13 protein-coding genes are annotated in these 13,813 nt (G+C 70.7%); 7 read left to right on the top strand and 6 right to left on the bottom strand.

Annotated features, from left to right (window positions below; genetic code table 11):
- Nucleotides 1–135: 135 nt before the first annotated feature.
- The 4 genes from BLU09_RS15310 to BLU09_RS15295 all read right to left on the bottom strand — a co-directional run bounded on the left by BLU09_RS15310 (nt 136) and on the right by BLU09_RS15295 (nt 4,879).
- Nucleotides 136–1,065 (bottom strand): ABC transporter permease, encoded by a 930-nt coding sequence (locus BLU09_RS15310; protein ID WP_090490275.1) that lies wholly within the window; start codon nt 1,063–1,065, stop codon nt 136–138.
- Nucleotides 1,058–2,173, bottom strand: coding sequence for an ABC transporter permease (locus BLU09_RS15305; protein ID WP_090490274.1), 1,116 nt, complete (start codon nt 2,171–2,173; stop codon nt 1,058–1,060). Before BLU09_RS15305 ends, BLU09_RS15310 begins: the two co-directional genes overlap by 8 nt.
- A complete protein-coding gene (locus BLU09_RS15300) occupies nt 2,166–3,623 on the bottom strand; it encodes an ABC transporter ATP-binding protein (protein ID WP_244171743.1) in 1,458 nt (485 codons plus the stop codon). Before BLU09_RS15300 ends, BLU09_RS15305 begins: the two co-directional genes overlap by 8 nt.
- A 65-nt stretch (nt 3,624–3,688) precedes the next feature.
- Nucleotides 3,689–4,879, bottom strand: coding sequence for a BMP family lipoprotein (locus BLU09_RS15295; protein ID WP_090490272.1), 1,191 nt, complete (start codon nt 4,877–4,879; stop codon nt 3,689–3,691).
- Nucleotides 4,880–4,953: 74 nt separating this feature from the next.
- Between BLU09_RS15295 and BLU09_RS15290 the strand changes: the two genes are divergently transcribed.
- Nucleotides 4,954–6,258 (top strand): thymidine phosphorylase, encoded by a 1,305-nt coding sequence (locus BLU09_RS15290; RefSeq protein WP_090490271.1) that lies wholly within the window; start codon nt 4,954–4,956, stop codon nt 6,256–6,258.
- An 82-nt stretch (nt 6,259–6,340) separates the two neighbouring features.
- Here the strand turns inward: BLU09_RS15290 and BLU09_RS15285 are convergent, their stop codons facing one another.
- The gene (locus BLU09_RS15285) at nt 6,341–6,934 is read right to left on the bottom strand and encodes a DUF4328 domain-containing protein (RefSeq protein WP_244171742.1); all 594 of its coding nucleotides are present in this window, start codon (nt 6,932–6,934) and stop codon (nt 6,341–6,343) included.
- A gap of 428 nt (nt 6,935–7,362) precedes the next feature.
- Between BLU09_RS15285 and BLU09_RS15280 the strand changes: the two genes are divergently transcribed.
- From BLU09_RS15280 to BLU09_RS15265, 4 genes are all read left to right on the top strand, one after another.
- Nucleotides 7,363–7,773, top strand: coding sequence for an SET domain-containing protein-lysine N-methyltransferase (locus BLU09_RS15280; RefSeq protein ID WP_090490269.1), 411 nt, complete (start codon nt 7,363–7,365; stop codon nt 7,771–7,773).
- 298 nt (nt 7,774–8,071) lie between these two features.
- The gene (locus BLU09_RS15275) at nt 8,072–8,437 is read left to right on the top strand and encodes a TIGR02266 family protein (protein ID WP_228560323.1); all 366 of its coding nucleotides are present in this window, start codon (nt 8,072–8,074) and stop codon (nt 8,435–8,437) included.
- A gap of 34 nt (nt 8,438–8,471) precedes the next feature.
- Entirely contained in the window at nt 8,472–8,876 is a 405-nt protein-coding gene (locus BLU09_RS15270) for a cytidine deaminase (RefSeq protein WP_011555658.1), read from the top strand.
- Between the two features lie 20 nt (nt 8,877–8,896).
- On the top strand, nt 8,897–10,243 hold the full coding sequence (locus BLU09_RS15265; protein WP_090490267.1) for a 5'-deoxyadenosine deaminase: 1,347 nt from the start codon (nt 8,897–8,899) through the stop codon (nt 10,241–10,243).
- Nucleotides 10,244–10,246: 3 nt separating this feature from the next.
- Here the strand turns inward: BLU09_RS15265 and BLU09_RS15260 are convergent, their stop codons facing one another.
- Nucleotides 10,247–11,614 (bottom strand): sensor histidine kinase, encoded by a 1,368-nt coding sequence (locus tag BLU09_RS15260; RefSeq protein ID WP_090490266.1) that lies wholly within the window; start codon nt 11,612–11,614, stop codon nt 10,247–10,249.
- A 261-nt stretch (nt 11,615–11,875) separates the two neighbouring features.
- Here BLU09_RS15260 and BLU09_RS15255 point away from each other — a divergent pair, with 261 nt between their 5' ends.
- Together BLU09_RS15255 and BLU09_RS15250 are read left to right on the top strand one after the other, a co-directional pair.
- Entirely contained in the window at nt 11,876–12,613 is a 738-nt protein-coding gene (locus BLU09_RS15255; RefSeq protein ID WP_011555655.1) for a PspA/IM30 family protein, read from the top strand.
- 10 nt (nt 12,614–12,623) lie between these two features.
- Entirely contained in the window at nt 12,624–13,811 is a 1,188-nt protein-coding gene (locus BLU09_RS15250; protein ID WP_011555654.1) for an ABC transporter substrate-binding protein, read from the top strand.
- The last annotated feature ends 2 nt before the right edge of the window (nt 13,812–13,813 follow it).

Below are 13,813 nucleotides of genomic sequence, written 5' to 3'. Positions count from 1 at the left end.
ACGTCAGGGGGTTGAATCGTTGCGACACTGGAGAAAGTTAGCTCAACTGGAATCCGGCCAACGAAAGACGAGGTCGCTCCTGACCCGAAATCGTTTTTCACCCGGGTATTAAATGACCTCCTTGCGCGCGAAGTGTCAGCGCGACTCTTGCTCGTACGGCGTGCCGAGCGCGGCGGGGGCGCTGCTGCGTTGGCCCTGGAGGGTCAGCACCACCAAGGTGAGCAGATAGGGGAGGGCCAGGAGGACGCCCTGGGGGATCAGCTCGACCAGTCCGGGGGCGCTCGACACCAGGCCGATGCGCAGCGCGTTACCGAAGGCGAAGAAGGTGGCGGCGAGGAAGGCGCCCACGGGCGTCCACCGGCCGAACACCATGGCGGCCAGGGCCATGAAGCCCAGGCCCGCGGGGGTGTGCTGCTCGAAGCGGTCCAGCACGGCGGTGGACAGCACCGCGCCGCCCAGGCCCGCCAGCAGCCCGCTGCCCAGCACCGCGCCCCAGCGCAGCCCCGGTACCGACAGGCCCAGCGTCGCCACGGCCTGGGGCTTGTCGCCCACCGCGCGCAGCCGCAGGCCCAGGGGCGTGCGAGTCAGCAGTCCCTGGAAGGCGAAGGGCAGCAGCAGCGCCAGGTACGTGGGCGCCGAGTGCCCGGACAGCGCGCCCAGCACCGGCACGGAGCCGAGCCCGGGGATGTTCCAGCGGGTGAGCTGCTGGATGGGCGGGGTGCCGTTGGGGCCGTAGAGCGACTCCAGCAGGAAGGTGCCGCCGGCCAGGGCCACCAGGTTGAGGGCGATGCCGGACACCACCTGGTCCGAGCGCCAGCGGATGCTCAGGAAGCCATGCACGCCGGCCAGTGCCGCGCCCGCGAGCATGCCCATGACGACGGCCAGGGGCGTGGGCATCGTCAGCGCCGCCACCGCCGCACAGAAGGCGCCCACGCGCATCATCCCCTCCATGCCCACGGCAATCACGCCCGCGCGCTCGGAGAGCACCGCGCCCAGGGCGGCGAAGATGAGCGCTGGCGCCGCGTCCAAGGTGGAGAACAGCAGCGAGTGGAGGACATCAAGCACGGGGCACCTCCGCCGACGCCGCGGGCGCCACGTTCCGCCGGCGCAGCAGCGCCAGCCACACCATGCGCCCGGCGACGAAGAGCAGCGCGAGGCCCTGGATGAGCTCGGGGAAGCTCTTGTGCACGCCGAGCAGCTGCATGCGCGTTCCGCCCGCGCGCAGCACGCCGAAGAAGAGCGCGGACACGGTGGCGCCCAGCGGGTGGTTGTTGCCGATGAGCGCGATGGCGATGCCGTCGAACCCGTAGGGCGCGCCCAGTGTGCCGGGGTAGCGCCCCTCCGTCCCCAGCACCAGCACCGCGCCCGCCAGCCCCGCCATGGCCCCCGCGAGCGCCATGGCCAGGCCCATGCGCCGGGCCACGGGGATGCCCGCGGCGCGCGCGGCCTCGGCGCCCAGGCCCACCGCGCGCGTTTCGAAGCCGGAGCGCGTGCGCGTCAGCCACACCCACACCGCCAGCGCCGCGGCGAGCGCCAGCGGGAAGCCCAGGTTGAGCCGCGAGCCTTCCCCCAGCAGCCGGGGCAGCACCGCGGTGGCCTGGATTTCGGCGGTGCCGGTGATGGACTGGCCGCCTTCGGCCGCGCCGCGCAGCGGGCCCACCACCAGCCAGTTGTCCACCAGGCTCAGCGCCACCCAGTTGAGCATGATGGTGGAGATGACCTCGTGCACGCCCCGGTAGATGCGCAGCAGCCCGGCGATGCCCGCCCACGCCGCGCCCGCGAGCGCCGCGCCCAGCAGGGCCGCGGGTACGTGCAGCACGCCGGGCAGTGACACCTGGGCGCCCACCACCGCGGCGGCCAGCGCGCCCAGCAGCATCTGCCCCTGCGCGCCGATGTTGAACAGGCCCACCTTGAACGCCACCGCCACGGACAGGCCGGTGAGGGTGAGAATCGCGGCCTTCATCGCGGACTCGCCCAGCGGGCGGGTGATGACGGTGGCCGCGGCGCCGTCCAGGTACGCGGGCCAGTTGCCGATGCCACCCCACAGCATCTGCAGATAGGCGTCCGTCGCGGTGCCCGGCTCCATGGTGAGCGCGATGAGCGCCCAGCACACGCCCAGCGCCAGCAGCACGGAGAGCACCGACGGCAGCATCTGTCTCACGCGCTCAGGCATGGCCCGGCTCCGTGGTCCCCAGCATGCGCCGCCCCAGCTCGCGTTCATCGAACTCGTGACGGAGGAAGTGGCCCGTCACGCGGCCTTCGAAGAAGACATAGACGCGGTCCGACAGGGCCAGCACCTCTTCCAAATCGAGTGACACCAGCAGCACGCCCGTGCCCTGGTCGCGCGCCTCGCGCAGCTTCGCGTGGACCTGCGCCACCGCGCCTACGTCCAGCCCGCGCGTGGGCTGCACCACCACCAGCAACCGGGGCCGCGCGTCCAGCTCGCGCGCTACCACCACCTTCTGCTGATTGCCCCCGGACAGGGCCCGCAGGGCGACTTCCGGGTCGGGCGGCCGCACGTCGTAGGCCACGGTCAGCGCGCGCGTGCGCTCGCGGCGGCCCTTGAAATCAATCCACGGGCCCTTCGCGAAGGGCGGCCGCGTGTGCCGGCCCAGGGCCACGTTCTCCTCCACGCTGAGCGCCTTCACCACCGCGCGGTGGAGCCGGTCCTCGGGGATGTGCCCCACGCCGCGCGTCCGCGCCTGGGCCGGCGTGAGGCCGCTCAAGGGGCCTCCCAGGAGCGCGCCGCTCCCAGACGTCAGCGGGCGCAGGCCGGTGAGGACCTCCGCCAACTCGCGCTGTCCGTTGCCGTCCACGCCCGCGATGCCGACGATTTCACCCGCGCGCACCTCCAGGTCCACGCCGCGCAGGGCAGGGCGCCCGTTGTCGCCGGTGGCCTGGAGTCCGCGCACGTCCAGCAGCGACTCGCCGGGGGCCTGGGACACGGCCGGGGTGGAAGTGGCGGCGGCCGGAGTGCGCTGGCCTTCACCCACCATGAGCGCGGCGAGTTGTTCGGCCGTGGTGTCGGCGGCGCGGACCTCCGCCACGCAGCGGCCCCGGCGCATGACGGCGATGCGGTCCGCCACGCCGAGCACCTCCTTCAGCTTGTGGCTGATGAGCACCACGGTGTGGCCCTGCGCGACCAGTCCGCGCATGACCCGGGCCAGCTCGTCGGACTCCTGCGGCGTGAGGACGGCGGTGGGCTCGTCGAGGATGAGCACCTGGGCGCCGCGGTGCAGCGCCTTGACGATCTCCACCTTCTGCTGCGAGCCCACGCTGAGCGTGTCCACTCGCGCCCGGGGCTCCAATTGGAAGCCGAAGCGGGCGCAGGTGGCGGACACCTCCTGCACCGCGCGCTCCAGGTCCAGCAGGCCGTTGCGGGTGGGCTCGCGGCCCAGCACCACGTTCTCCGCCACCGACAGCGTGGGCACGAGCATGAAGTGCTGGTGCACCATGCCAATGCCCCGCGCAATCGCGTCCCGGGGGCTCTTGAAGCGCACGGGCTGGCCGTCCAGCGACAGCACGCCCGCGTCCGGCTGGTAGAGCCCGTAGAGGACGTTCATCAGGCTGGACTTGCCCGCGCCATTCTCGCCCACCACGGCGAGCAGCTCGCCACGGCGCACGTCCAGCGACGCGTCCGCCAGCGAGACGCACGTGCCGAAGGCCTTGTGGATGTTCTGGAGGGAAATCAGGGGGCGGCAGCCTGGAAGGAGGCGAGGTCCGCCGGGACGGCAGGGACCTGGAGCGTCCCGGAGATGATGCGCTGACGCAGGGCCTCCACCTTCTGGAGCGCCTCCGCCTTGCCGGGGAAGTCCACCCGCACCTCCGCCATGCCCACGCCGTTCTCCTTGAGGCCGAGCACCTGCTCACCCGCGGAGAACGTGCCGTCCACCAGGTCCTTCGCCGCCTGATACACGGCCAGGTCGGAGTACTTCATCATCGACGTGAGGATGGCGTCCGGCGCCACGTGCGACTGGTCGGAGTCCACGCCAATGGCGTACACGCTCTTGCCCGCGGCGCGCGCTTCCTTCACCGCCTGGATGACACCGATGCCGTCCGCGCCCGCGGCGTGGAAGAGGACGTCCGCGCCCTTGGAGATGAGGTCCTGCGCCACCTGCTTGCCGGCGGCCATGTTGTTGAAGCTGCCCGTGTAGACGGACATGAGCGCCTGGGACGCCTGGGCGTTGGTCGTCTTCACGCCCGCGCGGTAGCCCACCTCGAAGCGCTGGATGAGGGGGACCTCGATGCCGCCCACGAAGCCCACCTTGTTCGTCTTCGTCACCAGCCCGGCCAGCGCGCCCACGAGGAAGCTGCCCTCCTGCTCCTTGAAGAGGACGGTGCGCACGTTGGGCAGCTTCATGGCCTTGCCCTGCGCGTCCAGCACCTGACTGTCGATGAGCAGGAACTGGGCCTTGGGGTTTTCCTGGGCGGAGGTGCGCACCGCGTTGGCCAGCATGTAGCCATTGCCCACGGTGAGCCGGGCGCCCTGGTCCACCAGGAGCTGGAGATTGGGGACGTAGTCCTCCTGGGCCTTGCTCTGCAGGACGATGGGCTGGATGGCCAGCGCCTTGAAGCTGGCGGCGTCCGCGCTCAGGTGGGGCGGCAGGGACTGGCGGACCTCATCGGGGGTGGCGTCCACATACTTGCCGCCCTCGTAGCGCTTGCCCGCGGCCCACAGTTCCAGGCCACGGAGCGCCGCGTCATTGAAGGAGTGGTCTCCGCGCCCGCCCACGTCGATGACGAGCCCCACGGGGAGGGCCTTCTTTTCCGTCTTCCCAGCGGCGGGGGGGTGGGCGCCGGAGGGGGGCGCTTCTTCCTTCTGCTTGGAACACGCGCACAGGAGGGCGGTGAGGGCAAGGACGTGGAGGCGGAGCATCATGAGGCGTCTATCTACCAGATGCCCGCCCTTTCCCGGAGTGCATGAAGGGGGGGTTCCTGCTATGGGCTCGCCTCGTGCAACCCTACGAACTCATCAAGGCCAAGCGGGATGGCGGCCGGCTGGAACCGGCGGACATCCGTGCGTTCATCGAGGCGTATACGGCGGGGACGGTGGCGGACTACCAGATGGCGGCCATGTGCATGGCCATCTTCTTCCGGGGCATGGACTCCCGGGAGCTGGGCGCCTGGGCCCGCGCCATGCTGGAGTCCGGTGAGGTGCTGGACCTGTCCGACACGCCGGGTGTGAAGGTGGACAAGCATTCGACGGGCGGGGTGGGCGACAAGGTCTCCCTCAGCCTGGCGCCGCTGGCCGCCGCGTGCGGAGTCCCGGTGCCCATGATTTCGGGCCGGGGCCTGGGGCACACGGGTGGGACGCTGGACAAGCTGGAGTCCATCCCCGGCTTCAACGTCAACCTGCCGACGTCGGAGTACCGGCGGCTGGTGCGCGAGGTGAACTGCTGCCTGATTGGCCAGACGGCGCAGGTGGCCCCGGCGGACAAGAAGCTCTATGCGCTGCGGGACGTGACGGCGACGGTGGACTGCATCCCGCTGATCGCGTCCTCCATCATGAGCAAGAAGCTGGCGGAGGGCATCGACGCGCTGGTGCTGGACGTGAAGGTGGGCAGTGGCGCCTTCATGAAGCGCGACGAGGACGCGCGCACGCTTGCGAAGACGATGATTGGCCTGGGCGCGGAGATGGGGAAGAAGGTCGTGGCCCTGCTCACCGACATGGACCAGCCGCTGGGCCGCAAGGTGGGCAACGCGCTGGAGGTCATCGAGGCGGTGGACATGCTCCGCGGCAACGCGCCGGAGGACTACACCGAGGTGACGTATGCCCTCACGGCGGAGATGCTGGTGCTGGGCAAGAAGGCCGCCACGGTGGAGGAGGCGCGCGAGAAGCTGCGCAAGGTGGTGGAGGACGGCAGCGCGGTGCGCAAGCTGAAGGAGATTGTCCAGGTGCAGGGCGGAGACCCGCGCTCCATCGACGACTACTCCCTGCTGCCCCAGGCGAAGGCCACCGTGGACGTGGTGGCGCCCCGGGACGGCTTCGTCACCGGCATCGACACGGAGGGCGTGGGCCTGGCGGCGGTAGCGCTGGGCGCGGGCCGGCAGCGGACGGACAGCAAGATCGACCCGGCCGTGGGCTTCACGCTGCTGAAGAAGTCGGGCGAGTCCGTGAAGCAGGGCGAGCCCTTGGTGCGCGTGCATTACAACGACGCGGCCCCGTTGGAGAACGTGAAGGCGCGCCTCTTGGCCGCGTACCGGTTCGGCGACGTGGCCCCCGTGGCCCGGCCGCTCATCCGCGAGCGGGTGGAGTAGGGCGCCGAGCCGGGTGGTGACCTGGGAGCCCCCCGCCAATGCCCTTTCAGGGCGCGGCGTGGGGCTCCTTTCGCGTGGAGCATCAGGGAGTGGCGCCGTTCATGGTCGCCTCCGCCTCCGTCCTACGGGCCACGAGCAGCGACTCGATGTCTCTGATGATGCGGATGCACAGCACCGCCGCCGCGATGGAGAGACCCTCCGAAAGAATCCCGGCGAGGAGCGCCACGGACAGCGAAGTGGAGCTCGCGGCATCCGCCCTGCCGAAGGTGCTGCCGACGTTGCTGATGATGTTGCTGAGGATCCACGTCGCCCACCAGGCCGTGAGCATGGACTGCCTCTCCGGGGGGCCGCCCAAGCCTTGCCAGAGGCCTCGCACCACCTCGAGCGGCTTGAAGAGGTTGGCGAACGGAATGAACCAGCAGAACGTGGCCCAGCCCGTCGATTCGTTGCTCAACCCCAGGGCATTGGCGGTCTTCACACTCAAGCGCAGCCAGCGCAGGTAGAGGACCACGGTGGCGAGCATCGTCAGCAGGGAGGGGAGCGCGAGCAGCGCGTTCAGTTGGTCGAAGGACTCGGCGTCCTCGAGGCTGGGGCTCCCATTGTCGAAGCGCAGGTAGAGCCAGAGGTTGAGGATGGCGACAGGGACGGCGAGGACCGCGCTCGCCGCCAGGGCCACGCTCGCCCACCGCGTCCGGGCCCGGGTGAGGGGCAGTGCCTGGACCTGCCGGGCGGAGCAGGCGGCGCAGACACCCGCCTGGGCTGTTCGGCATTTCGCGCAGACGAAGCGCCCGCACCGCTCACACGTCCCCGTGGACGGTTCGCCAGCATGGTCAGGGCAGACGGGGGCTGTTTCGGGAACGGCGGATTCGGTCAGCATGGTGTTGTCAGGGCAAGGGCAGGCCGCCGCGCACGCAACGCGCGTTGGGACGTGTGGGGGGCGGGCGGGGAGGAACTTCGGACGCGCACTCTAGCGGCCTGATGCACCGCCGCACAGAGGTGGTCCGGACCCGCCCCGGCACCGGGGGGCATGGCGGCAACTTGTGGCTTCACCCCGCACCGGGAAGGCGCCATCCTTCAGCCCTGAGCCATGCGGGGCAGGGGGCCATGAACCAGGGCGCGGCGCTGTACATCCATCCGGGCGTGAAGGTCCGTCCGTGCGAGTGGGGCTACGGCGTCTTCACGGACGCCTTCATCAAGGCGGGCGACCTCATCGAGGAATGCCACTACCTCAAGTTGCCGCGCGCCCTCTCGCAGAACCCCCAGCTCCAGGACTACGTCTTCCTGCTCCAATGGGCGAAGCACGAGGTGCCCCGCGAGGGGGAGTGGGTGGCGCTCGTGCTGGGGTACGGGATGATCTACAACCACGCCCGAGAGCCCAACACGTCCTATCACCGCGAGGCGACCCGGGACGTCTTCTGCTACCACGCGCTGCGGGACATCCACCCCGGCGAGCAGCTCTGCATCAGCTACGGCGAGGACTGGTGGGCGTCCCGGGACCAGGGCGTCCCAGCCTGAGCGCGACCCCAGGTCTCACGGGGCCAGCACCGGGCGGGGGGCGCCGGCAATCCGCCAGATGGCCCCGCCTGGAACGGTGGGGGCCCCAATTTTTCCCAGCCTCGCGGGCCGGTGTTCCCCCGTATGATGGACGGGTGACGGGGCGTCGTGACAAGGCGGGGCGGGTTGTCGGAGGGGGGAACGTCGCCTCGGACGAGACGGCGGCACGCGTCTACGGTATGGGCTCGCGGGCCAGGACCCACGTGGGTTTCCAATGACGGGCGGTGGCGCGAGCATGAGCGGCAGGGAGGTAACGGCGATGGCCGAGAGGAACGACTCGATGAGCGACAAGGCCGAGGACCGACGGGATTCGCCCCGGGTCCCCATGCGCCTGAAGGTGCGCCGGGAAGGCAGCTCGGGGGACTTCGAGCAGCATGAGGGAGACCTGTCCCTGGGCGGCTGCGCCTGGCAGGGCTCCGGTTGGGAGCAGGGGACGCGCGTGGAAGTGCGCTTCCGGCTGCCCATCCTTCCCGATGAGGTGGAAGCGAAGGGCGAGGTGCTCCAGGCCGCGCCGGGCGCCAACGGTCCGGCGGCGCGGGTCCGCTTCGTGGACCTGCCGGTGGAGTCCGAGCTGGCCATCGCGCGCCACCTGGATGATGTGCAGAGCGGCACGGCCCGCTCGTAACGGACCTCAAGCCAGCTTCGTGTAGGAGGGCGTCATGGCGGACGAGATTCCCTGGGAGCGCCTGTTCGAGGAAGCCGCGCGCGTGCGAGCGCGCGCCCACGTGCCCTATTCGCGGTTCCCCGTAGGGGCCGCCGTCCTCTTTGCGGACGGCGCCGTGGTGGCCGGCTGCAACGTGGAGAACGCCACCTACGGGCTCACCGTCTGCGCGGAGCGCAATGCCTTCGCGGCGGCCGTGGCCCAGGGGCACACCCAGCCGGTGGCCGTGGCCATCGTCGTGGATACCCCCGAGCCCTGTCCTCCGTGTGGCATGTGCCGCCAGGTCATGGCCGAGTTTGGCGGGCAGGAGCTGCCCGTGCGCAGCCGGACGCCTCAGGGCGGCGAGGCGCGCTACACCCTGGGAGGCCTGCTGCCGCATGCCTTCACCAAAGACTTCTTCTAGCGAGAGAGCCTGAGCACGCCGTGGATTTGCTCCTGACTGGTGGCACGGTTGTAACGATGAACCGCGAGCGCGAGGTGCTCGTGGATGCGGACGTCCTCGTCCAGGATGGCCGCATCGCCAAGGTGGGCCGGGGCCTCAAGCCTCGCGGCACCCGGCGGGTGGTGGACGTGACGGGAAAGGTGGTGCTGCCGGGCCTCATCCACGGCCACCTCCACGCTTGTCAGACGCTCTTCCGTGGCCGCGCGGACGGGCTGGAGTTGCTGGACTGGCTCCGCGAGCGCATCTGGCCCTTCGAGGCCTCGCACGACGCCGCGTCCATGCGGGCCTCGGCGGACCTGACCTTCGCGGAGCTCATCCGCTCGGGCGCCACGGCGGCGCTCGATATGGGCAGCGTGTACCACTACGACGCCGTCTTCGAGTCGGCGCGGGACGCCGGCTTCCGGCTGGTGGGCGGCAAGGCGATGATGGACGCGGGCGCGGGCGTCCCCGCGGGCCTGCGCGAAAGCACCGAGGAGTCGCTGCGGGAGAGCCTGGCGTTGAAGGAGCGCTGGCACGGCACGCACGGCGGCCGGCTGCGCTACGCCTTCGCCCCGCGCTTCGTGCTGTCCTGCACCCCGGAGCTGCTGCGCGAGGTGGCGCGGCTGGCCAAGGAGCACGGGCTGCGCATCCACACCCACGCCAGTGAGAACGCGAAGGAGACGGACGCGGTCCGCCAGTACACCGGCGGCGAGGACAACGTGGCCTTCTTCCACACGGTGGGGATGTCCGGCCCGCACGTGACGATGGCCCACTGCGTGTGGCTGTCCCAGGAGGAGCAGGACATCCTGCGCGACACCCGCACGGTGGTGTGCCACTGCCCCGGCTCCAACCTCAAGCTGGCGTCGGGCATCGCCAAGGTGCCGGAGCTGCTGGAGGCCGGCGTGGCGGTGGCGCTGGGCGCGGACGGCGCGCCCTGCAACAACACGCTCGACATCTTCTACGAGATGAAGCTCGCCGCGGTGATGCACAACCCGCGCGTGGGGCCGTGCGCGATGACGCCCATGCGCGTGCTGGAGATGGCCACGCTGCACGGCGCCCGGGCGCTGGGCCTGGAGGACGAGGTGGGCTCGCTGGAGCCCGGCAAGCGCGCCGACATCACCGTGGTGGACGTCAGCGGCCTGCACGCGGGCCCCACGCCCGAGGACGTGCTGGTGCCGCTGGTGCACTCCGCGCGGGGCAGCGACGTGGCGCACGTCTTCATCGACGGCCAGCCGGTGCTGCGTGATGGGGTGCTCACCACCTTGGACGCGTCCTCCGTCCTGGCGAACGCGAACGCGCAGGTGGCGCGCATCCTCAAGCGCCGCCAGAAGAAGGCGCGCAGCGGCTGAGGCTCAGGCCGGCAGCCGCAGCACGAAGGACGTGGACCAGCCGGGCGCGTCCTCTACCGCCAACCGCCCGCCGTGGGCCTCCGCGGCGAGCCGGCAGAAGTAGAGCCCCAGGCCGTAGCCACGGCGGCTGTCCCGCTCCGCGTCGGCCTGCTCGTACTTGTCGAAGATGCGCCCGCGCGCCTCTTCGGAGATGGGCGGGCCGTCGTTGCGCACCGCGAGCCAGCGGCCGTTCACATCCGCGCCGGCTTCCAGGCGCACCCTCCCGCCCGACGGGGCGTAGCGCAGGGCATTGGTGGTGAGGTTCTCCAGGACGCGGACCAGCAGGTCGGCGTCGCCCTCCAGCTCCAGTTGGACGGGGACCTCCGCGTCCAGGGTGAGCTTGCGCGCGCGGGCCACGCTCTCCAGGGAGCGGCGCACGTCTTCCACGATGCGCGTGGCGGGGAAGGTGGTCCGCTGCGGCTCCAGCCGGCCTTCCTCCAGGCGGGGCACGTCCAGGAGGTCGGAAATCATCCGGTCCAGCCGCGCGGTGACGGCCAGCCCTGTGCGGACGGACTCGCCGAGGATGCCCTGCTGGGGCACCTCCTGCTCCATCCACGACAAGGAGAGCGTCAGCGCCGACAGGGGCGAGCGCAGGTCGTGGACCAGGAACTCGGTCAGCTGCTCCTTGTCCCGTTGCAGCCGCTGCAGTTCGGCGTTCTGGGCCTGGGCGTCCGCCAGCATGCGCTCAATCGTGCGGCGCGCCTCCTCCACTTCCTGGAAGCGGCGGGCCTCCAGCGCCCGGTCCACTTCCAGGCGGGAGAGCGTCACCGCCAGGTTGCGCAGCCGCCCGGTGCCGTAGTGGCTCACCACGGCCACCAGCACCAGCGCCACCACGGCGATGGCCACCGCGCCCCAGCCCACGTCCGCCTGCCGCATGAGCGCCGCCTGGGCCACGGCGGACAACAGCGCGGTGCCGTAGACGACGGTGCCTCGCATGCCCAGCCCGCTCAGGGCGACGACGAGCGCGAACAGGCCCAGGCTGAAGCCCGCCACACCCGCGGGAAAGGGCGAGACGGGCAGGGCCGTGGACTGAAGCCAGTACACGAGCCCCACGTCCACCAGGGACTGCACCGCGCCCAGGCCCCGGGCCACGCGCCGCTGGCGGAGCATGAACAGCACGCCGGCGACCGAGGCGTAGAGCCCCAGCGCCGGTGGGTACATCCCCCAGTCCCGGCCTCCGGCCAGCCACAGCGTGGTGCTGATGGCCAGGAACAGGGCCGCGCCGACGAGCCGCACCGCCGCGCCCGCGCCGACGACGCTCCTCCGTTGGGCGTCCATGGCCCGGGACATCGTCTCTTCGAGCGGGCCGGGCACGGGATGCGGAGACGTCACGAGGCGTGGTTTTTCCCTGCTTCCTTCGTGGCTTGCAAGCCCCGCTGCCTGTCGTGCGGAAGCGGACGGACGGGCGGGCGTAGCGCGGGCGGGCTCCATTTTCCGACGTAGAACCGTCACGTCACGCTTTTGGAAACGCCGCAATCGCCTTAGGTAGAAGCGCGTAAGTACTGAGAAGACATTGGGACTGTGTCTGCTTGCTCGCCCCGGGGATCGTGTAAGGTGGCTGCAAGTAGGTCTGGACGGAGGTAGACCGCCGATATGTGGCAACGATTCAAGAGAGCAATGCGTAGCTTCGCCGGGTTCTTCGTCTCCTCCATCGAGGACCCGGAGTTGATTCTCGAGCAGAACGTCCGTGACCTGAACGACCAGGTCCCGAAGATGAACGAGTCCATCGCCATGGTCCGGGCGAACGTGACGCTGCTGGAGAAGGAGAACGCCAAGTACCAGGACGACGTGCGCTCGCTGACGGCCAAGGTGAAGGCCGCCATCCAGGCGGGCCGTGACGACCTGGCCGCGCAGTACGCCTCCAAGCTCCAGATTGAGAAGGACGCGCTGGCCCGCAACGAGCAGCAGCTGGCCACGGCCCGCCAGGCGTACGAGAAGGCCCTGTCGGTGAAGAAGGCGTTCATGCGCGAGAAGGAGCGCAAGACGCAGGAGGCCATGAACGCCATCCGCGAGGCGCGCCGCGCCAAGTGGCAGGCCAAGGTGGCCGACACGATGGAGTCCTTCACCGTGGCGGGCATCGACTCGACCCACGATGAGATGCTGCGCAAGGTGCAGGAGAAGTCCGCCATCAATGAGGCCCGCATGCAGATGGCCCTCGAGTCGGTGGACCACACCGCGGCGTCCATCGAGGAAGAGGCCGAGAAGATCCAGGCCAACGAGCTGGTGAAGCAGTTCAAGATGGAGATGGGGCTCGTCAGCAGCCCGGCGCCGGTGTCCGAGGTGGGCAGCGGGCCGGAGAAGACCATCGGCAAGAAGGTCGGCGTCGAGTAGTCCGTCTTGAATGAGGCTCCACCGCGGTCCAGGTCTCTTCCTCTTCCTGTTCCTCTGTGTGCTCGGCGCGAGCTATGCGCTCGCGTCGCGCATGGGGTACCTGGACCGCTTGCAGGAGCGGTACTTCCCGTCCACGCGTGAGGCGGTCCGCCTGTCGCCGGGAGACTTCCCGGCCGGCGTGGCGGCCCCGGTGGCGGACGTGGCCTCCGTGCCCCTGCGGCCGGTGCTCATCGGCTTCAGCCCGCGCGGTGCCTCCGCGGGCCTGCTGGTGGCGACGGGTGGGGCCACCACCCTGGACAACCCGGTGCCTCCGCCCGGCGCGGCGCAGGGGCTGCTGAAGACGGCCTATGCGTTGGACGCGCGGGCGGTGCTCTTCGCCAAGGAAGAGGACCTGCGCCACGCGCTGTCCATTGGCGCGGAGAACGGCGGCGTGGACATGGCCACCCTGTCCGTCGACCGGCTGGCCGCGTGGGCGCCGTTGCTGCGGGACGCCGCGCCTCGCACGCTGCTGCTGGTGGGGCGCAGCCGGGGGCAGGAGGCCCTGGCCGCGGTGGGCGTGCCGGACCTCGCCTCCCTGCGTGGCAGGCGATTGGGCGTGTACCCGTACGGCTCGTCGCACTACTTCGCGCTGTGGTTGCTGTCGCGCGTGGGGCTGCGCATCACGGACGTGCGCTGGGTGGAGCTCCCCACCACCTTGGATGCGGGGCGGGCGTTGCGCGAGGGCCGGGCGGACGCCGTGGTGGGGCTGTGGGGTGACGTGGAGCTGGCGGCTCGGGACCGTGGCGGCGCGGTGCTGGCAACGACGGCGGATGCGCCGCACCTGGTGGCCACGGTGCTGGTCGCCAGGGGGGACTTCGCCGCCCGCTACCCGGATGCCGTGCGGCGGGTGCTGCGGGGGCTCCTGGACGCGGGTCAGAGCGTGTTGAAGGACCCGACGGCGGGGGCCCGGATGCTGGGGGAGGTGGCGCCGTACCTGGGCGACCCCATTGAAGCCATCCGCAGCGCGCCGCCGGCCACGCTGGCGGACAATCGGGCCTTCTTCGGGCTTTCCGGCGAGGCGCCTGTCACCTATGACGAGCTCTTCCAGAGCGCCGCGGCGCTCTTCCAGAAGTTGAAGCAAGGGCCTCCGGTGCCTCCCGCGGAGGACACGAAGGATTTGGGGGCCTTGAAGTACGTGTCGGAGGCTCGCGGCCCCTGACG

The organism is Myxococcus virescens (assembly GCF_900101905.1).
Taxonomy (GTDB): domain Bacteria; phylum Myxococcota; class Myxococcia; order Myxococcales; family Myxococcaceae; genus Myxococcus; species Myxococcus virescens.
This window is presented reverse-complemented; position numbering and strand designations above follow the sequence as displayed.

What these genes read in the sequence shown, in the direction of transcription:
- BLU09_RS15270 (WP_011555658.1), top strand. Translation starts at nt 8,472, where the DNA reads ATGGCGGACGAGATTCCCTGGGAGCGCCTGTTCGAGGAAGCCGCGCGC.
- BLU09_RS15280 (WP_090490269.1), top strand. Translation starts at nt 7,363, where the DNA reads ATGAACCAGGGCGCGGCGCTGTACATCCATCCGGGCGTGAAGGTCCGT.
- BLU09_RS15305 (WP_090490274.1), bottom strand. Translation starts at nt 2,173, where the DNA reads ATGCCTGAGCGCGTGAGACAGATGCTGCCGTCGGTGCTCTCCGTGCTG.
- BLU09_RS15275 (WP_228560323.1), top strand. Translation starts at nt 8,072, where the DNA reads ATGGCCGAGAGGAACGACTCGATGAGCGACAAGGCCGAGGACCGACGG.
- BLU09_RS15295 (WP_090490272.1), bottom strand. Translation starts at nt 4,879, where the DNA reads ATGATGCTCCGCCTCCACGTCCTTGCCCTCACCGCCCTCCTGTGCGCG.
- BLU09_RS15255 (WP_011555655.1), top strand. Translation starts at nt 11,876, where the DNA reads ATGTGGCAACGATTCAAGAGAGCAATGCGTAGCTTCGCCGGGTTCTTC.
- BLU09_RS15250 (WP_011555654.1), top strand. Translation starts at nt 12,624, where the DNA reads ATGAGGCTCCACCGCGGTCCAGGTCTCTTCCTCTTCCTGTTCCTCTGT.